Genomic DNA, 18,240 nt, shown 5'->3' on the forward strand with positions numbered 1-18,240 from the left:
TGGTCGGATGCGTGACCACCTTCCTGTAGTCGAGTTCGCCTTCCCTGGTCCCCTCCGGGATCGCCTCGTTGATGCCATCCGCTCCGGCGCCAAGACGGCCACCAGCTCTTTGCTGAACGAATACGAGGTCAGCGAGGACCCGCTGCCCCTCGTCGGTGACAAGGGTGCGGTCATCGACTCGAACGGCGACAGGGTCGCCGTGATCGAAACGACCGCTGTGCGCGTGGTCGCTCTCGAGGACGTGTCGCTGGAGCATGCCATTGCCGAGGGTGAGGGCTACGAGTCGGTCGCAGAATGGCGCGCCGGGCACACCCGTTTCTGGACCTCGGCGGCCATGCGTGCCGAACTCGGCGACGGCTTCGAGCTCACCGACTCGTCGCTCGTCGTGCTCGAGCAGTTCATTCTCGTCGGCTGAGGTCTCTGTCGCCCCGGGCTCTTCGCAGCTTCCGGATGGGCCGGATGCCTACGCTTGGTGCACCCGCGAACAACCGAATGGACCGTATGCCCTCCGTGAAGCACGCCGCACCGACGCCCGGAGCGCATTCGCACATTCTTCGTGCCGACCCGCATCCTCGTCGAACGCTCATCGTGGCCGCCGTCGCGATCGTGGCGCTCACGCTTCTCGGGTTCCTGCTGCGATCCCACCCCGTCGACCAGCAGCTGTCCCAGGCATTCAACGTTCTGCACACCGGCGCCCTCGGCGCCGTCACTTCGGCTGTCTACGTGGTGATCGGCCCGGGCCCCGCCATCGTCGGCACGGCACTCGTCGCCGTGGCGATCGGCTTCGTCGGGCGGCACTGGCGCAGGGCCGCGGCGTTCGCCGGCGTCGTCGCTCTCACCTGGGTCCCTTCCGACCTCGTGAAGATCCTGGTCGATCGGCCACGACCGGATGCGCAGGCGCTCGCACACCCCACCGTTCCGGCGGCGGTCGATGCCTCGTACCCGAGCGGGCACACCGTCTTCATCGTGGCACTGGTGATCGCCGCGCTGTACCTGCTCGCGGGCACGCGCTGGTTTCGTGTCGGGGTGATCGTCGGCGCACTCTTCGTCGCGGTCGTCGTGCTGTCGGTCGTGATCGACGGCCTGCACTATCCGACGGATGCCGTCGCATCCGTCGCCTGGGCTCTGCTCGTGGCGCCGGCGGCCCGCGTCGTGTGGGTCGACTGGATCCTCGCCCGGTTCTGGCCAGGCAGGCGCTAGGCGAGAAGTTCCGCGTCGCTCACACCGGCGCCTCGGTGTCACGATGGTGGTCGGTCCGGTGCGAGATCCAGGCCATCTTGCGCCTGGTCAACGACTCGACGAGAGGGGCCGTGTCGAGATCGACATCGGGCTCGTCGCTCGGAGCGACGTGCAACTGATCCCCAGGAATCAAGACGAGGGAGAGCAGATTCTCTCCTGTCGCGGAGTCGGTGACGATCGGTACGTCTATACGAACGACACGCCCACGTCGTTGGGCTGCCTCGTAGAAGTTGCGGAGCGCGTCGGCGACGTCATTCGTCGTGACGAAGGTTCTTCCCTGGCATGTCACCGTGCGCATCGATCGGTTCCCCACCTGATTGCGGCAAACTGCGGCCTGCGAAACTTCGGGGTCTGGGAAGAGCGCTGTGGAAAGCATATTGCGCATTAGTGCCGAGAGTGAACCCTTGAACAGGGCGATCGACTCAGCGCGTGCGCGCGAGCCGCAGCGCCAGCGCCGTGCGATCGGGCTCGTCGAGTTTGCGCAGCAGTGCCGACACCGTGTTCTTCACCGTGCCGTGTGCCAGGTGCAGGCGCGCCGCGATCTCGGCATTCGGCATGCCTCGCGCGACGAGGTCGGCGACGGCGCGTTCCGCCTCGGTGAGAGCCGGATGCCGCTCGCTCGGCTCGGCGGTGGAGAGCGCGGCTCGTGCGACACGAGGGTCGAGAACGAGGCCCCCGCCCAGAACCTGACGGATCGCATCCGTCAGCGCATCCGTCGAGATGTCTTTGAGAAGAAAGCCGGCGGCGCCGGCGTCGAGCAGCTCGCGCACCAGGCGCGCATCGTCGAAGGTCGTGAGCACGAGCACGGGCAGCCCGGGATGCGACGCCGCGCACTGCTGCACCAGCCCGAGCCCGTCGAGCACGGGCATGCGGGCATCGGCGAGCACTACGTCGGGGGCCAGCTGGGGAATCAGTGCGAGGGCGCGCGTGCCGTTCTCGGCCTCGCCGACCACGTCGATCGACGGGTCGGTCTCGAGGATCATGCGCAGACCCCGCCTCAGCAACTCTTGATCGTCGACGATGAGAACGCGGATGCCGGTCATGCGGCATAGCCCGTGACTGCAGCGGCCGTGTCAGTGCCCGCCGTCGCGCTCGCCGGGAGCGGTCGTGCCTCGACCGACGCCTGCGCCGGCGTGGGCAGGGCGAGCGACAGTCGGAAGCCGGACGCGGTGGGCGTGGCGTCGAGCGTTCCGCCGAGTGCCTCGGCTCGCGCGCGCAGCGAACGAAGGCCGAAGCCCGGAGTTAACGAGGCCGCCGAGGCGCTCGACGATGGGCCTCCGCGATCCTCGAGTACGGCGTTCACGGCGCCGTCGCGCAGCTCGTCGCTGGCGCCGCAACCGACGACCACGCGCAGCTCCGCCTCGCTCGCGTTCGAGTGCCGCACCACATTCGTGAGCCCCTCTTGCACGAAGCGCAGCAGCAGAAGCGAGCGCTCGTGACTCAGTGCAGAGTCGTCGCCCTCGATCGCCACGCGGATGTCGATGCCTGTGCCTCTGAATGCCTCGGCCACGGCACGGAATGCCTCCGCGTTGCCCAACGTGCTGAGCTCGACCGGGTGCATCGCGCGCACGAGCCGGCGCATCGCATCCAGGGACTCGCCGACCAGGTCGCGGGCGCGGCGCAGCTCGTCACGCGCGGCATCCGAGTCGTCGACTCGGGCGGCGTAGTCGAGCGAGAGGCCGATGGCGGTGAGGCGGTGGCCGAGTCCGTCGTGCAGCTCGCGCGCGGTGCGTTCGCGCTCCTCGGCGAGCACCAGGTCGCGGTCGGTGTCGAGGCGCCCCCGCAACTCGGCGTTGGCCGCATCCAGTTGCTCGAGCGCGCCGCGCAGGGCCTCGCCCACGCTGAAGCTGTCTCGCAAGATGCCCGCGACCGCGGCAGCGATGCCGGTGAAGAACGCGGCGCCGATCGCTTCGGCCACTAGGAGTTCGATCGAGCTGCCGGACGAGAGATGCAGCGCCACGGACAACGTCACCAGTGCCGCGGCGTAGCCCCATACGACGGCACCCCTCGCGAAGGTGACACCGAGCATAAGACAGGCCGCCCAGATTATGCCGTAATAGAGAACGCCGTTGCCGAGCATCAGGGTCGCCGTGGCGACGATCACGAAGGCGATCGCAGCGGTGCGTGACCTCTGCCCGGAGCGGCGCCACAGCACCCAGATCACAATGGCGGCGATCAGCAGCAGCACGACCGACATCGTGGCCTCGCCGGGCCTGCTGTCGAAAGAGTCGAGCACCATGAGCGCCGGCCCACCCAACCCGATGGCCGCGGCGAGGTCGAGCAGCAGGGCGCGGCGGGTCGGGATGCTGGGCATACTCTTCAGCGTATGCAGTCGCCGGGTCCGGCCGCACGTGACCGCGGTCACGTTTCGTCGTGACCCCAGGGGCGGGCCGGATGCCGTGCGGCTCCGTAGCGTGCTGGATATGACCACCGCACCCGTCGCATCCACCCCGCCTGCCGCCCCCACGTCGCCCGCGTCGTCGCCCGGGTCTCCACGACTCGGCCTCGGCCCGCTCGGCATCGCCGTTCGTGTCGTGGTGGCCATCGGCATCCTGATGATCGCGAACCTCGTCGCCGGGCTGTTGCCCGCCGCCATCCTGCTCATTCCGGGAACGACCGAGATCGTCGAAGGGTCATCGCCGTGGGTCTTCGCGCTGGCGTTCGTGCTGCAGGCGATCGTGCTGTGCCTCGTGGTGCTCTGCGTGTGGCTCTGGATGCGGTGGGTCGAGCGCGCCCCGATTCGCGCCGCCGGCTGGCGCTGGGGCAGGCGCTCGATTCTGTGGCTGCTGCTAGGAGTCGTGATAGCGGCGGGCAGCGCGTTCGCGGTCGTGGCGTTGCTGCCGGCGACGGGACCGGTGCTCGACGACTCGCAGTTGCCTGGCGGTCAGGAGGCTACGCCGCTGATGATCGTGCTGCTGATCGCCTATTACCTCGGCCTGGCTTTCCTGCAGCAGGGCATTCCCGAGGAACTGCTGTTTCGCGGGATGCTTCTCTGGAGTCTGCGCGAGCGACCGGTGCTCGCGGTGGTCGTGACGACTCTGGCGTTCACGGTGATCCACCTCGTGTCGAGCGGCGGGCAGCAGTCGGCAGCGGAGCACGTGCTCTACCTCGCCCTGCCGTTCGGCTTCGCGCTGCTCGCGGTGGGGCTGCTGCTCTGCACGGGCTCGCTGTGGGCGGCCGTCGGCGTTCACGGAGGATTCCACGTGGGCAACTACCTCGCGGTGGCGTTCCTGCACCAGGTCGAGCCGGTGGCATCGTGGCTTGTGATCGGCGGAGTGCAGGCGGCGCTCGGGCTTGTGCTGGTGGTCACCGCCCTGCGCCGGGGCAAGCGCATTCTCGACGGCCAGAGCTGAGAGCCGGCGCGAAAGGAGGACATATTGCGAGGAGCAGAGAAGTCCAGCGGATTCAGCTCCCGAACTCTGCACCTTGGGGCGAGGGCGCAACCAAGTTGTCCTCAGTTGGCCATCGGGCTGTCGACCATGTCGTGCTTCTCCGGGCTAAAGAAGCACGTTTTGAGCAACATGCCGCTCTCAGAGCCCTGGGTGGCGGCGTGTCGACCGATTCGTGCTCCGTTAGCTCGTTCCGAACCGCTCCGTACGTTAGTCGCGGGAGTCCGAGCGATCGGCCGGGTCGGTCCAGTGGTCCAGTGCAACCGTGAAGCCGCGGATCAGCCGCTCGAAGCTGCGGTCTATGTCCGCCGTGAGGGCGAATCCTCCCGTGGTCTCGAGCGACACGAATCCGTGGAGAAGCGAGCGGAAGGCGCGGATCGCGTCGACCGAGTCGTCGCCCTCGAGCCGATACGCGGTGAGCACATCGGCGATGACCTGCACCGCAGACATCATGGTGTTCTCGTCTTCGGTATCTCCAGGGGAGGCCGGTGTCTGCGTGACGTCGTAGCGGCCGGGATGCTGGATCGCCCAGTTTCTGTAGGCATGCGACATGGCGAAGATGGCGTCGGAGCCGGAGCGACCGACGGCGGCGCGCGAGATCGCCTCTCCGAGTTCGCGTTTGGCGAGCAGAGAGACGCTTCGGTGCAGGCCCGCCAGCGAATCGAGATGCTTGTAGAGCGAGGGCTGCTTGACGCCGAGTCGTTCGGCCAGGGCGGCGAGGGTCAGGGTGTTGAGCCCCACCTCATCCGCCATGACCGCGGCCGTCTCGACGACGCCGTCGCGAGTGAGGCCCGCCCTAGGCAACGGGAGCCACTGTGCGGAGGAAGCCCAGAACCGCGGGCGTGGTGATCTCGGGACGCTGCGACTGCGGGTAGTGCCCGGCGTCGGGCACCATGACGACGTCGGCGTGCAGCTTCTCACCGATCCACTGGGCTTCGCCGACCGGGTTCTTGAAGTCGGGATCACTATCACCCATGATGACGATGGCTGGAGCCGCGACCTTGCCGAGGCTGGCCTCTGCGGGGGCGTGGTCGGTCTGCCTGGTCGTGAGCGAGAACGCCTTGCCGTATCCGGGGCGCTTGAGGCTAGCGACCACGCGCGCGCGGTACTGCTCGAAGTCGGCGGGCTTCGTGCCCTTGTAGAGCGTCGGCATGTAGGCCTTCCACATGGTGGTCACCCACAGCGGAGCCATCATCGTGCGGAACATCCAGGTCTCGAACCCTGACGCTTGTGGATTGCGCACGAACGGACCGAACAGCAGCAGGCCCGAGACCTTCTCGGGGTGCGCTGCGGCGACGATGACCGCCGCGCCCGCCGCGAGCGAGTTGCCGCCGATCACGGCCTTTCCGCCCAGCTCGTCGATCAGGGCGTCGATGTCGCCAGCGGTCTCGGGGTCGCCGTAAGACGAGAAGGTGATGTCGCTGTCTCCGTGGCCGCGAAGGTCGGTGGTGGCGACGGTGTATCCGGCCGCGACGAGCTCGGGGGTCAGGTAGCGGTAGGTGGCGCGGAGATCGCCCATGCCGGGAACGAGGACGACGAGGGGGCCGGCGCCCTGAACGTCGTAGGCGATGCGGCCTTCGGGCCGCTTGATGTAGCGAGTGGAAGGCGATGATGTTGTCATGTAGCTAGTATGCATTCCCGTTTGGCTAACGTCAATAGCCAACGTTGGAATTGCTCGTCGTGGCGTCTGCGGATCGCCGCCCTCCTGATGCCTATGTCGCGACGGCGGTGGCTGTGATAGTTCTTAGGTGCCCGTCGAAGGCCGACGGTGTCGACCGAACGAACATCGATGTCAAGGTGGTGGCTCGACGATGCTTCTGAACGTGAACGAGTTCCTCCTCGGTGTCGCCGGCGTCGCATCGACCCTGATCGGTACGTTCATCGTGGGTGTCTTCTTCTATATCGACACCGATCTGCACCGCATGATGATGTCGTCGGATGCCGCCGATCGCTATCTGCGTTCTGGAGTGCGCTGGGTCTTCATCATCTACACCGTGCCGCTCTTCGTCGCCCTGGCGCTCGCGGCGTTCGAGCCGATCTGGGGTGCGGTGACGTTCATCGCTCTAGGCCTGTTCGTCGTGCTCACCACTGTCGATACCGGACTGCGCATGCTGCGGCGGGGCGGCTCGGGCAACTCCATGGCCCTCGTGGTCAATCAGTGGGCGTGCACGGTGGCCGTCGTCGTGATGGTGGCGCTTCCGTGGGTCATCGGTGGCTGGGTGCCTCCTGCGACGGCATACATTCCGTCACTTCTCATCGCGCTCGGTGCCGGCTTCGCCAGTACGGCGGCGCTGATCATGACGCAATTCGACGCGACGGCGGCGATGGCCGCGTCGCGCGATGAGGATGGCAGGCCGAGAGGGCCGCGACATTAGAGGTGCCGGCCGGGCCCGCACCCGGCCGACACCCGCCTGCCGAGCCGGGCTTAGTAGTACTCGCCCTGTCGGTAGTCCCAGCTCGAGAATGTGTCGGCCAGCAGCGACATGATGCGGTCTACCGCCAGTCCCTTGCGAATGAGCGTCGGAGCGGGCGTGATCGATCGCTGCCCGTTCTGCTCGGGCACGAGAGTGCCGAATACGTCGACCATCGACACCATGACGCCCTGCTCGTAGCGGCTGTCGGCATCCTTGTCGGGCTGGATCGACGCGACGTAGTCGTCTGCCTCGATGATCACGTCGGCGGCGTCGAAGATGCGCTCGCCGATTCCCTCGACGAGACCCCGGTTGCCCTTGCCCGAGGGGTTCGCCGAGCTGGCGAAGGCGATCTTGCCGTGCGTCTCGTAGAGTTCGCGGGCCGTGTTCTCGGCCGGAAGACCGAACTTGATGACGAAGCACGACGTGCCTCGGGTATCCATCATGAGTTCGTCCGAACCATCGGCGGGCAGCGACGCCTTGCCCTCCTCGCTCCACGGCAGGATGCATCCGAGCAGCACGTCTTCATTCCAGCACCGCTCGTAGAGCGAGTCGATCTCCGGGGTGAGCTGAGCCAGCTTGCGCAGCATCTCGAGCGAGCTCACCAGCACGACTCCGGGCTTGTTGCGGTTGCGCTCCTTGGCGTCGAACTTGCGCTCGAGTCCCTCCTTGTCGCTCGTCATGATGATGTAGCCGACCTTGGTGGCGACGACGGCGATGCCGCCTTCGCCCGAGAGAAGGTCGACGGCCTCGGTGGGGGTGCCGCCAGTCCAGTGGATGGGTGTCGTGCTCATCGGGTTCCGTTCAGTGGGTCGTGACGCGGTGAATGATGTACGCCCCGGCGATCTCATTAGACGATCGTCTGAGCAAGTTGATCGTACGGTCGTCGACGTGGTGCCGGATGCCTGACGGCGGCTTTAGCGGCGGGCATTCAGCGTCTTCAAGGCGGGAGCGAAGCTGGGGATCCGTTTAAGCGGTGCGAGCGTGAGATCGCGACAATTGACGCATCCGGCGGCCCGCTGCGTCGAGCAAGATGGCACTACCGAGCTGAATGGGGAGCAATGCCTGAGCCGCACGTCGTTGAATCGACCACTGACACCATCCGATCCGGTTATCTCGACCCGACGGCCCCGCCGGTCGTGTCGATCGCCTCGGGAGACCGTGTGTCGTTTCCCAACACCTGGACTCATTGGGGAAACGAGGCCGTGTTCGGCATGACGTTCGCCGAGCGGGAGCCGCTGCGCCACAAGTATCCGCAGGGCCCTTACTCGATGCTCGGCCCCGTTGAAGTCGTCGGAGCCGAGCCTGGCGATGTCATCGAGTGCAGCATCGAGACGCTGAGGACTCTGGATTGGGGCTGGAACAGCTTCCCTCTCGGCGTCGGAGCGCTACCCCATGATTTCTCCGAGCCCTATCTGCACTACTTCCGCTTCGACGACGACCGCCGGCGCGCCGAATTCGTCTCCGGTGTCGAGTTCGATCTGAACCCTTTCGTGGGAGTGATCGGCACCGAACCGGCCGGCGAGAACGCGACGAGCGCCATCCTCTCTGGACCATATGGCGGAAACCTCGTGCTGAACTCGCTCACGGCCGGCACCTCGGTCTTCCTTCCCGTGTTCAAACCGGGGGGACGGGTCTGGTTCGGAGACATCCATGCGGTTCAAGGCGACGGCGTCGTCGACCAGACGGCGATCGAGACGGCCGCCGAAGAACTCGTGATCCGCTACGACCTCCGCAAAGACGTTCCCTTGTCTGGGCCGTTGGTCGAGACAGAGACGGAGTGGATCGGGTTCGGGTTCAGTGACACCCTCGACGACGCGCTCGTGCAGTGCCTGCGCGGCCTCATCGCGTGGCTTCACGTCGCAGCGGGAATCAGTGAGAGTGAGGCCTACGCTCTGTGCAGCCTCTCGGTGAGCTTTCGGGTCACCCAGTTCGCGAACCAGACGGGATCGGCCTACTCATCGGTACCCGCGAAGACGGTGCACGGCGTGGTTCCGAAGCGGGTGTTCTCTCCCGACAAGGTGGCTCAGATCAATGCATGGTTGAGGCCCGCTACGTGAGCGCGCTGTCCGACGCTGATCAGCAGCAGATCGTCGCGGTCGTTCGTCGAGCGGACGAGCTCGCGACGGCACGCGACGTCGACGGGTATCTCGCACTCACGACGCCCGACATGGTGCTGGATGGAATTCAGGGTGCTGCCTCCGGCCGCGACGCAGTTCGGTCGGCGATTGGTGGCATCTGGGCGGCTGAACCTGTCGGCACGCGGCATGTCACGAGCGATGTCGTCGTCACGTCGAGTGACGACGCAACCGCGGATGCCCACTCCACCCTCACCCTGATAGGTGCTGACGGCGAGGTGCGCGCCGTCGCCAGCATCTCGCAGTCACTGCGCAAGACGGATGGCACGTGGCTGATCGCCCGCCGCTCCGTCGGTTAGAACCGGATGCGCACAAGGCGCCTCGCCATCAGCTATTCGGCGCGGCCTCTCTCACCGAGAAGAGGTTGCCGAAAGGGTCGAGCAGCTGGCACAGGCGCTCACCCGTGAACACCGTCTTCGGCCCTCGATGTGCCACCGCGCCGTTGTTGGTCCACTCCTCGACGAAGGCGTCGACGTCGGAGACCGTCCAGTAGGGGCTGGTTCCCGCCGGCCCCGGCGAATTGAGTTCGTCTTTCTGATGCAGTGTCAGCCTGGTGCCGTCGAGGTCGAAGGCCACGAGTGCTCCGCCGCGCACGACCGGCTCGCGTTGCAGTCGCGCCGAATACCACTCGACCGCGGCGTCGAGATCGTCGACGAAGTAGAAGACGTTGCCGACCCCGGCGAACTCCACTGCTGCTGGCTGATCCGACATCACAGACCTCTTTCCGTCGGGCGGTGTGATCATCGCCAGCCTACGAGCGGGTGCCGCCGCGTGACGAGCCCTCGTGGGGTCACCCCGACGGCATCCGAGACGCGACGATCACGAATCTACTTCTCCGGCTTCTCCTGAATTTTCTGAACGGCTTCGTTCCATTCAGCGGCCAGCGTCGCGCGAGTGTCATCGTCGAGCCGATCATCGAGTACGTCGAGGAACGGGTTGGGCATGGCCTTCTTGGCGGGTAGGGAGGACAAGTAAAGGCTGGCCGCCTCCCTCACGCGCGACGTGGCGCGTTCGATCTGCTTCATGGAGCTCTTGTCGGCGTTGGCCACAAGGGAGTGCTTCTCTAGAGCCGACAACAGCTTGTTCAGAGCCTTCGCGTTCTTGGTCATGTACGTATTGTGGCGCGTTCAGGCGTGCGGGGCGTACGGCATTTTGAGCAAGCCACTGGGCGCCCGAGTCAGCTCTCCAACTCGGCTCTCAAGAGTGCGATGGCTTTCGGTCCGACTCCATGAAGTGTCGCGAGAAATGCGAGATCGGCATTCTCCAGGTCGTCGAGGTTCCGCACCCCTACCTCGGCCAGCGCACGAGTTGCCGGCGCCCCGATGGCGGGAAGGGGCCGGGGATCGTCCATGATTTTTAGGGTACGCCTCCGTCGGAGCGGCCCGTAAGTCGGTCGGTCACCTCGTGCCGACATCCCTCAGCGAAGACGTTCGGTCTGCGCCCTGACTTGACGAAGGCGCGCGGACGGTGGAGGAGGACCCGACCCGACGGAGACAACGAGGATGAAATCGCTCCTCCTTTGGTAGGACCGGCCTCCATCCGCCGACATCCGACGTCGTCTTCGACCTAACGTGATGGCATGCAACCTGTCAGACGATTTCGGTGGGCGGTCGAGCCCCTGGTGGCCATCCTGTTCGTGTTGGTGTGGTGGGCGAGCGAGTCCGATGGATTCACCGATGCCGTGTCGCTGCGCTCAGACACCTCCTTCACCAGCCCGTACGGCGTCGCGGTCGCCGCGGGATTCGGCCTCTCTGTTGCCGTGTCGCGGTTGAGTCCCGCGTGGTCGGTAGGGATGACAGGCACGCTGCTGCTGGCCCAGCTGCTCTTCTGGCCGGCCCGGTTCAGTCAGGTGAGTTGGACCGCATATCTGTTCTTGGCTGTCTTGGTGTTTCTCCTCGGCCTCAGCGCCCCTCCTGTGAGCCGGTGGGTCGTCATCCCCTCCCTTGTCGCTGGTGCTGTGGTCGTGACGGCCCTTCTGAACTTTCCGTCACTGTCGATCTCGGGAAGCTATGGAACCATCAACGGAAAGTCGTGGGACTCGATCGAGATCGTTCAGGGTGCCGCTGTGTGGTGTGTCGTCTGCCTCGCTCTGGCGGCCGGATGTTGGCGGTACGGCCGCAAAGCAAGGCGCGTCATCGAGGTCGAATCGGCTTCTGCGCCCAGCTCGGAGCCGGCGGCGCGGACATCGACGGAGTTACTTCTGGCTCCGCTCTCCCCTCGCGAGCGGCAGATCTTTTATCGAGTCGCCGAAGGCCTGTCGAACGGCGAGATCGCGAGCGAGGAGTTCATTGCAGAGACCACCGTCAAGTCCCACGTCGGCAGCATTCTCAACAAGCTCCATGCCTCATCGCGCAGCGAACTCATCGCCCTGGCCTACCGGCCGCGGGTCGCCAATACTCAATCAGTGACCGACCGGAGTCTCGGCAACTAGACGGTGTCATTGGCTTTACCGTAGAATGAACGTGTTCACTGAATGCGTTCATTGGAGGAATTAGTTGGCAGCAACACGCACAGAGCTGCGCGAAGCGACCCGGGAGCGGGTGCTCGCCGCGGCGGATCGACTCTTCCGTGAGCGCGGGTTCGACGCCGCGACGATTCGCGACATTGCGGAGGCGAGCGGCGTGAGCGTCGGCTCGGTGATGGCGACGGGAGACAAGAACGCTCTGCTGGTACAGATCTTCGATGGACTGATCGAGGCCGGTCACGAGCGGTCGACATCCGATGCCGGCGATGACACGTCGTGCGCCCAGCACATCGTGAATCTCGTGCGGCCGTTCGTCTCTCTGTTCGCGAGTCGGCAAGATCTGTCGAGGACGTACGCGTCGATCCAGGTTTCGGGAAGAGAGCCGTCGCCCCTTTTCTCGCGTCTCGCCAAACTGCTCGTAGACGAGATCACTTCCACCATCACGCGTCACGGATGCACCACGCTCGGAGCCGTCGCACCGACGGCTCAGGCGATCTACTTCGCCTACCTCGGCACCCTCTTCAGCTGGTCGGCGCGCACGACGATCGACGAAGGCGAACTCACCGACAGCCTGCACGCCACGTTCGCTGCTATCTGCACCTGCAAGGAGTAACCGAGATGATCCTCATTCCCGACGTGTGGTGGCCGACGGCCCTGCTCGCTTTCGTGCTGTTCGTCGATGCGGCGATGTCGGTGCGACCGCCCAAATTCATCAGCGACTGCCTCGACGGTGTCGGCTTTCCGCGTGACTGGTGGTGGACCTTGATTGTCATCAAGACCCTGGCGGTGGTTGGTCTGATCGTGGGCATCTGGGTGCCCGGTGTCGCACTCTCGGCGAACGTCGCCGTGATCATCTACTTCTGCAGCGCAGCAGTCGCTCACCTGCGAGCACGCAATACCGGACAGGCATTCTGGATGAACTGCCTCGGCATGCTCCTGCTCTCCGTCGCGGTCCTCGTGCTGTCGCTCATCCTCTAGGGTTTCTGCATCGCAAGGAAGACGCGGATCGCCGTGCGCAACCGTGTCAGCGGTCCGCTCCCGAATCGCGAACGCTACGAGAATCTCGTTTTCCAGTTCATGACCCTCCGCTGGGGAAAGGTGTCATCCGTGGAAACGGTGGAAGACCTGCAGGTCCTCGAGCGAGCGCTGCAGATCGTCGCTGAGGCTGGAAACTCCGAAGCCCGTGCAGCACCGATCGTCGGCTAGAGACGGTTCAACTGCGATCAGGACGCGGTCGGCACGTCTTCATCCGCCGCAACATCCTTCTGCACAGCGAACTGCGTGCGGTGCAACTCCTCATACCGCCCGCCCGCAGCCAGCAACTCCTCGTGCGTGCCCCGCTCCACGATCGAGCCGTCCTCGACGACGAGAATCAGGTCTGCGCTTCGGATGGTCGAGAGGCGGTGCGCGATCACCATCGCGGTGCGCCCCTCGAGCGCCTCGCTGAGCGCCGCCTGCACGGCGGCCTCCGAGGTCGAGTCGAGCGCCGCAGTCGCCTCGTCGAGGATGACGACGCGCGGCTGCGCGAGCAGGAGCCTCGCGATGGTCATCCTCTGGCGTTCACCGCCCGACAGCCGGTAGCCCCGCTCTCCCACCATCGTGTCGAGCTGGTCGGGCAGCGATCGGATCAGCGGCTCGAGCCGCGCACGACGCACAGCGTCCCACACGTCGTCATCGGATGCATCCGGCCTCGCGAGACGCAGATTGGAAAGAATGGTCTCGTGGAAGAGGTGGCCGTCTTGGGTCACCATGCCGAGGGTGTGCCGCATCGACGCGAAGGTGACGTCGCGCACGTCGGTGCCCCCGAGGCGCACTGCGCCGCTGTCGACGTCGTAGAGGCGCGAGAGCAGCTGCGCGATCGTGGACTTGCCGGCACCAGACGTACCCACGAGGGCGACGGTCTGACCCGGCTCGATCCTGAAGGACAGGCCGTGCAGAACCTCCTCGCCACCGCGGGTGTCCAGCGTCGACACCTCTTCGAGCGACGCGAGCGACACCTTGTCGGCAGACGGGTAGGCGAAGCGCACATCGTCGAACTCGACCGACACGGGCCCTTCGGGCACGGATGCGGCGTCGGGCTTCTCCTGGATGAGCGGTTCGAGATCCAGAATCTCGAAGACCCGCTCGAAGCTGACCACCGCGCTCATGATCTCGACCCGGGCGCTCGCGAGGCCGGTCAGCGGTACGTAGAGGCGGGTGAGCAGCAGAGCCAGCGTGACCACGTCGCCGGTGTCGAGCTGGCCGGCGAGGGCGAGGAAGCCGCCGAGCCCGTAGACGAGCGCGAGGGCGAGGGCGGAGACGAGCGTCAGGGCGGTGACGAAGACGAACTGCAGCATCGCGGAGCGCACCCCGATGTCTCGCACGCGGGCGGCGCGCACGCGAAACTCCTCGGCCTCGTCGTCGGGCCGGCCGAACAGCTTCACGAGGGTGGCGCCGGGAGCCGAGAAGCGCTCGGTCATCTGCGTGCTCATAGCGGCGTTGTGGTCGGCGGCCTCGCGGCGCAGGGCAGCGAGTCGGCTGCCCATGCGGCGTGCAGGAAACAAGAAGAGGGGCAGCATGATCACGGCCAGGATCGTCACGAGCCACGACGTGCTGAGCATGACGATCAGGGTGAGGATCAGCGCAACCACGTTGGTGACCACCCCGGAGAGCGTGCCACTGAAGGCCTGCTGAGCGCCGATCACATCGTTGTTGAGGCGGCTCACGAGGGCGCCCGTTCGGGTGCGAGTGAAGAACGCGATCGGCATCTTTTGCACGTGATTGAAGACGGCGGTGCGCAGATCGAGGATCACGCCTTCGCCGATTCGGGCCGAGAACCAGCGCGTCACGAGCGAGACTGCGGCGTCAGCCACGGCCACGAGGGCGATGACGACGGCGAGCCACACGATCGTCGAGACCGCGCCCCTGGCGACGATGACGTTGACCACCTGGCCGGCGAGTACCGGCGTCGCGACCGCGAGGAAGGCCCCCACGACGGAGAGCGCGATGAAGATCAGCAGCTTGGCTCGGTAGGGCACCGCAAACGTCAGGATGCGCCGCACGGACTCACGGGAGAACCCGTGCTTGCCGTCTCTGGCAGACGAGATCTTGTACAGCGAGCTCCAGGCCGCGCTCTCCATGCTCATAGCAATTCCTTTCGAGGGCACCAGGCCACAATGAAAGTCTGACTGGTCATGCTCGAGGTTCTGACCAGCGGGCGCCCGACTTGGCGAAAAGTCGTCGATTGAGAGGGGACCTCGTCAGATCGAGTACCCGAGCGCCGCTGCGCCGAACGATGCGAGAGCCGTGCCGACGGCGTAGGTCGCCGCAGGCATCCATTGGCGTTTGAGCAGCAGGTCGGCGCTGTCGACACTCGCCGTGCTGAAGGTGGTGAAGCCGCCGCAGAATCCCGTGCCCGCTATGGCGAGCCAGGCCGGGCCGGCCGGCGCGAGAGCGGCGCTCATGACGAGCCCCAAGAGGAACGACCCGCTGACGTTGATGACCAGTGTGCCGATGGGAAAAGACGTGCGCACCGCGTGTTGGATGGCTCCGCCGAGAACGAGGCGCGCGACGGCCCCGAGCCCGCCGGCGATGGTGATGGCGATCACGGTGAGCGGCAAGAAATCGGTCATCGCTTGCTCCCGGATGTCGGCCTCGTGACGAAGGTCTCGACGAGGCAGCGTCCCGTCATCGCCGCGATGGTTGCGACGACGATGCTCGCCACGGCGAGAAGGGCTGCGTCAGCCACAGAACCGGATGCCGCCTCGGTCGCGACCGCGACGGAGAACGAACTGTAGGTGGTGAAGCCGCCCATGAAGCCCGTGCCGAGGAGCAGCCGAAGACGACGTTGAGCGGGCGGAGTCTCGACCCGCAGCTGAATGAGCGAATAGATCACGGCGAGTGCGAACGAGCCGACCACGTTGATGATGAAGGTCGTGTGCGGCAGATTGTGCGCCGGCGTGATCAGGTCGAGCGACTCCCTGGCGAGCGTGCCGATGGCGCCGCCCAGAAACACCAGCCACACCGCTGACCAGGTGCGATAGTCGGGCTTCGGCGCATCCGGAACCCGTGACACCGCGGTCTGCTGACCGAGAGCGCTCATGACGCGGGCTGTTCTTCGCGCGGCGCGAACAGGCGCGGATATACGAGTGCGGCCAGCGCGCCGCCGAGGAGCGGGAACACGATGAAGACCCAGCTCTGCGCTAGCCACTCGGGCCCGCCGAAGAGTGCCGTGGCGATCGACCGTGCCGGGTTGATCGACGCGTTGTCGATCGGCAGCGCGACCAGGAGCATGGAGGTGAGAGTGAGGCCGACCACAAGAGGTGCCAAGGGAGTTCCTTTGACCGGGTGGGTAGCAGCGAGCACAACGAACACCAGCACAGCGGTAGCGATCGTCTCGACCGCCGCAACGGGGAGCAGCCCGAATTGCCCCGGCGACAACGAGTCGAAACCGTTCGACGCGAATCCCGATGACACGGCCTTCTCGAGAAAGCTCTGCTTCGCTCCGGATGCGAGCCCGTAGACCGCCGTCGCACCGACGATTGCGCCCACGATCTGGGCTACCAGGTAGACCGGCACCAGGCGCCACGGCAGACGCCCCGCGATCGCGGTTCCCAGCGTGACGGCCGGGTTGAAGTGACCGCCCGAGATCGGGCCGAACGCGAAACCCCCTGCCGTGACGGCCAGGCCGAGTGCCAGCGCGATGCCCAACAGGCCCGTTCCGGGTTGCGCGGCCGCCCCATTCGAGTCGGGCGCCGTGAACAGCGCTGCTCCGACGAGGCCGAAGACGAGGAGAAACGTTCCCGCGAATTCGGCGGCAGCACGCGAGCCAGGGCGAGACGCAGCGGGAAACGGCCGGTGCTGGGGATTCGTCATGCCGCCAGGCTAAAGAAGATCCCGCTCAGCACACTCGGACTGCTGTCGCGAGACGATTCGACGAACTGAGCAATCTTTGCCTACGTCCGGCGAACAACCCTCCCGGCAATGACGACAGCCGCCGCCGCCGCGAGAGCCACCGCCAGCGGCAGTATGGGCCCGGCCCATTTGGCGGATGCGATGACCACGGTCTCGCAGACAGCCCCGAGTGGCAGCATGAGAATGCTGAGAACGCGAATGAACTGTCCGGAGGAGCTGCGTTCGGCCAGGGCTTCCATCGTGCTCGTCAGTGTGCCCGTGACATAGGTGGTCGTGACGCCCGAGCGATCCGACAGGCGCCGGGCCGCGACCGTCTGCAGGGCCAACGCCGCAGAGGCGAGCGCCACTGCGAGAATCTGGCCGTTCGGGGCCGTGGCCCATTCGAAGACCCAGACCAGCACAACGATCGCCTGCAGCACGATCGAGCCGACCAAGAGATGGGTCCAGGTCGTGGCGCGGGGCGAATTCGTCGGCGGGCGATGCGCGCTCGTCAGCCGGAAGCCGAGGTAGAGAAAGGCGGCGAAGGCCAGAATCGCCGTGACGGAGCCGATGAAGGTCTGCAGAAACTCCGGCCTCGAGAACATGCCGCTCAAGATGAGGTTGCCGGTCATGTTGGCGGTGAAGATGCCGCCTAGTGCGAGGAACGCGAACGCGTCGGCCGCGCCAGAACCGAACGACAGCAGCAGCAGGCTGACGTGAACGGTGCGTCCGCGGGACTCACTCGGCGGTGTCGACGTCATCGAGAGTCGTTGCTTCTTCGTCCTCCGCTGCGTCGTCGCTGTCGGCGAGCTCACTGAGAATCGCTTCGGATGCGTCGGCGTCGGCCGGTTCGCCGGCGAACTCGAATCCGTCTTGATTGGGGTCGCTTGGCAGGCTCATACGAGTTCCGATCTGAGAGAGTGGCTGGCACATGCGGGCCCTCGCGACACTACCCGCGAGGCCGGATGCCGCCACGCGACAAACGTCGAAAGCCTGGCCCCTGCTGCACCTCTTCGGCGTACACATACTCGTCATGCTCGACAAGAGTCGTAGACAACCGAGCACCTGGTGGATGAGGATCGACACGACACCGTGCAGCACCGCTGAACGGACTCTCAACACGCAGATAAAGGAGCAGATCATGGCCGACCTCGAAACCCAAGCAGCGCTCTCCGAAGCGCGCAAAGCCGCAAGTGCTGCGAGCTATGACATTCAGAAGCTCCCCGAGGATTCCGTGGAGCGCCAGGCGCTGCACAACCTCCTCACCGCCGTGGACTACTTGATTCAGGCGGCCGACGGATCAGAGTGACGCATGGCCTGACCGTCGAGTCTGGGCATCACATGAACCCGGCGTCTTTGAATATGCGGCGCAGTTCGAGCAGCGTCTGCTCGCTCACGGGAGTGCCCTCGGGTCGAGTCAGCTCGAGCCGCTGATTGGCCAGGTGCACGACGACCTTCGCGCCGGCGTGGCTCTCGTCGACCGTGGCGACCTCTTTGAGCATGACGACCAGGTCGTGCCAGCCCAGGTTGTGCGTCGTGGGGTGGTACTCGATCTGATCGAGAACGCGTCGGGCTTCGGGCGTCAGATCGCTGGGTGCATGCATGGCTGTCCTCGTTCCGTTGGCTGGCCCCGGCATCGACGTGCTGACCCTCTCAGTTGTCCTCCGGAGCGTGACTGCGACGTTACTCCGGGGGTTGTTCGCGACGGCACGACAAACGTCTGAACC

At 65.8% G+C, this 18,240-nt stretch carries 26 protein-coding genes; 10 read left to right on the forward strand and 16 right to left on the reverse strand.

The genetic code is table 11. From position 1 onward, the window contains the following. Window positions 1–7: 7 nt before the first annotated feature. Both CCK87_RS16160 and CCK87_RS16165 read left to right on the forward strand, forming a co-directional pair. Window positions 8–415 (forward strand): ASCH domain-containing protein, encoded by a 408-nt coding sequence (locus tag CCK87_RS16160; RefSeq protein ID WP_086462454.1) that lies wholly within the window; start codon window positions 8–10, stop codon window positions 413–415. A gap of 86 nt (window positions 416–501) precedes the next feature. Further along, complete coding sequence (locus CCK87_RS16165; protein WP_170927325.1) at window positions 502–1,200, forward strand: phosphatase PAP2 family protein; 699 nt, start codon at window positions 502–504, stop codon at window positions 1,198–1,200. 19 nt (window positions 1,201–1,219) lie between these two features. Here CCK87_RS16165 and CCK87_RS16170 read toward each other — a convergent pair whose 3' ends face one another. From CCK87_RS16170 to CCK87_RS16180, 3 genes are all read right to left on the reverse strand, one after another. Then, window positions 1,220–1,537, reverse strand: coding sequence for a hypothetical protein (locus tag CCK87_RS16170; protein ID WP_086462456.1), 318 nt, complete (start codon window positions 1,535–1,537; stop codon window positions 1,220–1,222). Between the two features lie 124 nt (window positions 1,538–1,661). Beyond that, on the reverse strand, window positions 1,662–2,282 hold the full coding sequence (locus CCK87_RS16175) for a response regulator transcription factor (protein WP_086462457.1): 621 nt from the start codon (window positions 2,280–2,282) through the stop codon (window positions 1,662–1,664). Continuing rightward, window positions 2,279–3,553: a sensor histidine kinase gene (locus CCK87_RS16180; RefSeq protein ID WP_140162900.1), complete on the reverse strand. Its 1,275-nt coding sequence runs from the start codon at window positions 3,551–3,553 to the stop codon at window positions 2,279–2,281. The genes CCK87_RS16175 and CCK87_RS16180 overlap by 4 nt, the downstream gene beginning before the upstream one ends. Window positions 3,554–3,662: 109 nt before the next feature. Between CCK87_RS16180 and CCK87_RS16185 the strand changes: the two genes are divergently transcribed. Beyond that, the gene (locus CCK87_RS16185) at window positions 3,663–4,592 is read left to right on the forward strand and encodes a CPBP family intramembrane glutamic endopeptidase (RefSeq protein WP_140162901.1); all 930 of its coding nucleotides are present in this window, start codon (window positions 3,663–3,665) and stop codon (window positions 4,590–4,592) included. 246 nt (window positions 4,593–4,838) lie between these two features. On the opposite strand, the gene CCK87_RS16190 is transcribed toward CCK87_RS16185, so the two are convergent. Both CCK87_RS16190 and CCK87_RS16195 read right to left on the reverse strand, forming a co-directional pair. Further along, the gene (locus tag CCK87_RS16190) at window positions 4,839–5,432 is read right to left on the reverse strand and encodes a TetR-like C-terminal domain-containing protein (protein ID WP_086462459.1); all 594 of its coding nucleotides are present in this window, start codon (window positions 5,430–5,432) and stop codon (window positions 4,839–4,841) included. After that, window positions 5,425–6,249 carry an alpha/beta hydrolase gene (locus CCK87_RS16195; RefSeq protein ID WP_086462460.1) on the reverse strand — a complete coding sequence of 275 codons (825 nt, stop codon included), beginning with the start codon at window positions 6,247–6,249 and terminating at the stop codon, window positions 5,425–5,427. Before CCK87_RS16195 ends, CCK87_RS16190 begins: the two co-directional genes overlap by 8 nt. 190 nt (window positions 6,250–6,439) lie before the next feature. On the opposite strand from CCK87_RS16195, the gene CCK87_RS16200 reads away from it, so the two are divergent. Further along, window positions 6,440–7,003, forward strand: a complete 564-nt coding sequence (locus CCK87_RS16200) for a hypothetical protein (RefSeq protein WP_086462461.1) — start codon at window positions 6,440–6,442, stop codon at window positions 7,001–7,003. 50 nt (window positions 7,004–7,053) lie between these two features. Here CCK87_RS16200 and CCK87_RS16205 read toward each other — a convergent pair whose 3' ends face one another. Next, window positions 7,054–7,833, reverse strand: coding sequence for a Sua5/YciO/YrdC/YwlC family protein (locus CCK87_RS16205; protein ID WP_086462462.1), 780 nt, complete (start codon window positions 7,831–7,833; stop codon window positions 7,054–7,056). Between the two features lie 267 nt (window positions 7,834–8,100). Between CCK87_RS16205 and CCK87_RS16210 the strand changes: the two genes are divergently transcribed. Together CCK87_RS16210 and CCK87_RS16215 are read left to right on the forward strand one after the other, a co-directional pair. Next, on the forward strand, window positions 8,101–9,099 hold the full coding sequence (locus CCK87_RS16210; protein WP_086462463.1) for an acetamidase/formamidase family protein: 999 nt from the start codon (window positions 8,101–8,103) through the stop codon (window positions 9,097–9,099). Beyond that, a complete protein-coding gene (locus CCK87_RS16215) occupies window positions 9,096–9,476 on the forward strand; it encodes a nuclear transport factor 2 family protein (protein ID WP_170927326.1) in 381 nt (126 codons plus the stop codon). The genes CCK87_RS16210 and CCK87_RS16215 overlap by 4 nt, the downstream gene beginning before the upstream one ends. Before the next feature lie 28 nt (window positions 9,477–9,504). On the opposite strand, the gene CCK87_RS16220 is transcribed toward CCK87_RS16215, so the two are convergent. From CCK87_RS16220 to CCK87_RS18140, 3 genes are all read right to left on the reverse strand, one after another. Further along, window positions 9,505–9,921, reverse strand: a complete 417-nt coding sequence (locus tag CCK87_RS16220; RefSeq protein WP_140162902.1) for a VOC family protein — start codon at window positions 9,919–9,921, stop codon at window positions 9,505–9,507. Window positions 9,922–10,004: 83 nt separating this feature from the next. After that, on the reverse strand, window positions 10,005–10,286 hold the full coding sequence (locus tag CCK87_RS16225) for a hypothetical protein (protein ID WP_086462466.1): 282 nt from the start codon (window positions 10,284–10,286) through the stop codon (window positions 10,005–10,007). A 68-nt stretch (window positions 10,287–10,354) separates the two neighbouring features. Beyond that, window positions 10,355–10,528, reverse strand: a complete 174-nt coding sequence (locus tag CCK87_RS18140; RefSeq protein WP_140162903.1) for a helix-hairpin-helix domain-containing protein — start codon at window positions 10,526–10,528, stop codon at window positions 10,355–10,357. Between the two features lie 228 nt (window positions 10,529–10,756). On the opposite strand from CCK87_RS18140, the gene CCK87_RS16230 reads away from it, so the two are divergent. From CCK87_RS16230 to CCK87_RS16240, 3 genes are all read left to right on the forward strand, one after another. Further along, window positions 10,757–11,608: a helix-turn-helix transcriptional regulator gene (locus CCK87_RS16230; RefSeq protein WP_086462467.1), complete on the forward strand. Its 852-nt coding sequence runs from the start codon at window positions 10,757–10,759 to the stop codon at window positions 11,606–11,608. Between the two features lie 64 nt (window positions 11,609–11,672). Then, complete coding sequence (locus CCK87_RS16235) at window positions 11,673–12,254, forward strand: TetR/AcrR family transcriptional regulator (RefSeq protein ID WP_086462468.1); 582 nt, start codon at window positions 11,673–11,675, stop codon at window positions 12,252–12,254. 5 nt (window positions 12,255–12,259) lie between these two features. Next, a complete protein-coding gene (locus CCK87_RS16240; protein WP_086462469.1) occupies window positions 12,260–12,619 on the forward strand; it encodes a DoxX family protein in 360 nt (119 codons plus the stop codon). A gap of 245 nt (window positions 12,620–12,864) precedes the next feature. Here the strand turns inward: CCK87_RS16240 and CCK87_RS16250 are convergent, their stop codons facing one another. The 6 genes from CCK87_RS16250 to CCK87_RS18375 all read right to left on the reverse strand — a co-directional run bounded on the left by CCK87_RS16250 (window position 12,865) and on the right by CCK87_RS18375 (window position 17,413). Next, a complete protein-coding gene (locus CCK87_RS16250) occupies window positions 12,865–14,766 on the reverse strand; it encodes an ABC transporter ATP-binding protein (RefSeq protein WP_086462471.1) in 1,902 nt (633 codons plus the stop codon). 114 nt (window positions 14,767–14,880) lie between these two features. Next, window positions 14,881–15,252 (reverse strand): fluoride efflux transporter CrcB, encoded by a 372-nt coding sequence (crcB, locus tag CCK87_RS16255; RefSeq protein ID WP_086462472.1) that lies wholly within the window; start codon window positions 15,250–15,252, stop codon window positions 14,881–14,883. Next, a complete protein-coding gene (locus CCK87_RS16260; RefSeq protein WP_086462473.1) occupies window positions 15,249–15,722 on the reverse strand; it encodes a CrcB family protein in 474 nt (157 codons plus the stop codon). The genes crcB and CCK87_RS16260 overlap by 4 nt, the downstream gene beginning before the upstream one ends. Next, window positions 15,719–16,495 carry an aquaporin gene (locus tag CCK87_RS16265; protein ID WP_086462474.1) on the reverse strand — a complete coding sequence of 259 codons (777 nt, stop codon included), beginning with the start codon at window positions 16,493–16,495 and terminating at the stop codon, window positions 15,719–15,721. The genes CCK87_RS16260 and CCK87_RS16265 overlap by 4 nt, the downstream gene beginning before the upstream one ends. Before the next feature lie 80 nt (window positions 16,496–16,575). Further along, window positions 16,576–17,274, reverse strand: coding sequence for a DUF1275 family protein (locus CCK87_RS16270; protein WP_086462475.1), 699 nt, complete (start codon window positions 17,272–17,274; stop codon window positions 16,576–16,578). Beyond that, complete coding sequence (locus tag CCK87_RS18375) at window positions 17,252–17,413, reverse strand: hypothetical protein (protein ID WP_170927327.1); 162 nt, start codon at window positions 17,411–17,413, stop codon at window positions 17,252–17,254. Before CCK87_RS18375 ends, CCK87_RS16270 begins: the two co-directional genes overlap by 23 nt. Window positions 17,414–17,654: 241 nt before the next feature. Here CCK87_RS18375 and CCK87_RS18380 point away from each other — a divergent pair, with 241 nt between their 5' ends. After that, window positions 17,655–17,822, forward strand: coding sequence for a hypothetical protein (locus CCK87_RS18380; protein WP_170927328.1), 168 nt, complete (start codon window positions 17,655–17,657; stop codon window positions 17,820–17,822). A 28-nt stretch (window positions 17,823–17,850) separates the two neighbouring features. Here CCK87_RS18380 and CCK87_RS16280 read toward each other — a convergent pair whose 3' ends face one another. Beyond that, on the reverse strand, window positions 17,851–18,117 hold the full coding sequence (locus tag CCK87_RS16280; protein WP_086462477.1) for a hypothetical protein: 267 nt from the start codon (window positions 18,115–18,117) through the stop codon (window positions 17,851–17,853). Between the last annotated feature and the right edge of the window lie 123 nt (window positions 18,118–18,240).

The sequence above is a fragment of the Agreia sp. VKM Ac-1783 genome, assembly GCF_900177765.1.
Classification (GTDB): domain Bacteria; phylum Actinomycetota; class Actinomycetes; order Actinomycetales; family Microbacteriaceae; genus Agreia.

What these genes read in the sequence shown, in the direction of transcription:
- CCK87_RS16160 (WP_086462454.1), top strand. Translation starts at nt 8, where the DNA reads ATGCGTGACCACCTTCCTGTAGTCGAGTTCGCCTTCCCTGGTCCCCTC.
- CCK87_RS16165 (WP_170927325.1), top strand. Translation starts at nt 502, where the DNA reads ATGCCCTCCGTGAAGCACGCCGCACCGACGCCCGGAGCGCATTCGCAC.
- CCK87_RS16170 (WP_086462456.1), bottom strand. Translation starts at nt 1,537, where the DNA reads ATGCGCACGGTGACATGCCAGGGAAGAACCTTCGTCACGACGAATGAC.
- CCK87_RS16175 (WP_086462457.1), bottom strand. Translation starts at nt 2,282, where the DNA reads ATGACCGGCATCCGCGTTCTCATCGTCGACGATCAAGAGTTGCTGAGG.
- CCK87_RS16180 (WP_140162900.1), bottom strand. Translation starts at nt 3,553, where the DNA reads ATGCCCAGCATCCCGACCCGCCGCGCCCTGCTGCTCGACCTCGCCGCG.
- CCK87_RS16185 (WP_140162901.1), top strand. Translation starts at nt 3,663, where the DNA reads ATGACCACCGCACCCGTCGCATCCACCCCGCCTGCCGCCCCCACGTCG.
- CCK87_RS16195 (WP_086462460.1), bottom strand. Translation starts at nt 6,249, where the DNA reads ATGACAACATCATCGCCTTCCACTCGCTACATCAAGCGGCCCGAAGGC.
- CCK87_RS16200 (WP_086462461.1), top strand. Translation starts at nt 6,440, where the DNA reads ATGCTTCTGAACGTGAACGAGTTCCTCCTCGGTGTCGCCGGCGTCGCA.
- CCK87_RS16205 (WP_086462462.1), bottom strand. Translation starts at nt 7,833, where the DNA reads ATGAGCACGACACCCATCCACTGGACTGGCGGCACCCCCACCGAGGCC.
- CCK87_RS16210 (WP_086462463.1), top strand. Translation starts at nt 8,101, where the DNA reads ATGCCTGAGCCGCACGTCGTTGAATCGACCACTGACACCATCCGATCC.
- CCK87_RS16220 (WP_140162902.1), bottom strand. Translation starts at nt 9,921, where the DNA reads ATGATCACACCGCCCGACGGAAAGAGGTCTGTGATGTCGGATCAGCCA.
- CCK87_RS16225 (WP_086462466.1), bottom strand. Translation starts at nt 10,286, where the DNA reads ATGACCAAGAACGCGAAGGCTCTGAACAAGCTGTTGTCGGCTCTAGAG.
- CCK87_RS18140 (WP_140162903.1), bottom strand. Translation starts at nt 10,528, where the DNA reads ATGGACGATCCCCGGCCCCTTCCCGCCATCGGGGCGCCGGCAACTCGT.
- CCK87_RS16230 (WP_086462467.1), top strand. Translation starts at nt 10,757, where the DNA reads ATGCAACCTGTCAGACGATTTCGGTGGGCGGTCGAGCCCCTGGTGGCC.
- CCK87_RS16240 (WP_086462469.1), top strand. Translation starts at nt 12,260, where the DNA reads ATGATCCTCATTCCCGACGTGTGGTGGCCGACGGCCCTGCTCGCTTTC.
- CCK87_RS16250 (WP_086462471.1), bottom strand. Translation starts at nt 14,766, where the DNA reads ATGAGCATGGAGAGCGCGGCCTGGAGCTCGCTGTACAAGATCTCGTCT.
- crcB (WP_086462472.1), bottom strand. Translation starts at nt 15,252, where the DNA reads ATGACCGATTTCTTGCCGCTCACCGTGATCGCCATCACCATCGCCGGC.
- CCK87_RS16260 (WP_086462473.1), bottom strand. Translation starts at nt 15,722, where the DNA reads ATGAGCGCTCTCGGTCAGCAGACCGCGGTGTCACGGGTTCCGGATGCG.
- CCK87_RS16265 (WP_086462474.1), bottom strand. Translation starts at nt 16,495, where the DNA reads ATGACGAATCCCCAGCACCGGCCGTTTCCCGCTGCGTCTCGCCCTGGC.
- CCK87_RS16270 (WP_086462475.1), bottom strand. Translation starts at nt 17,274, where the DNA reads ATGACGTCGACACCGCCGAGTGAGTCCCGCGGACGCACCGTTCACGTC.
- CCK87_RS18375 (WP_170927327.1), bottom strand. Translation starts at nt 17,413, where the DNA reads ATGAGCCTGCCAAGCGACCCCAATCAAGACGGATTCGAGTTCGCCGGC.
- CCK87_RS18380 (WP_170927328.1), top strand. Translation starts at nt 17,655, where the DNA reads ATGGCCGACCTCGAAACCCAAGCAGCGCTCTCCGAAGCGCGCAAAGCC.
- CCK87_RS16280 (WP_086462477.1), bottom strand. Translation starts at nt 18,117, where the DNA reads ATGCATGCACCCAGCGATCTGACGCCCGAAGCCCGACGCGTTCTCGAT.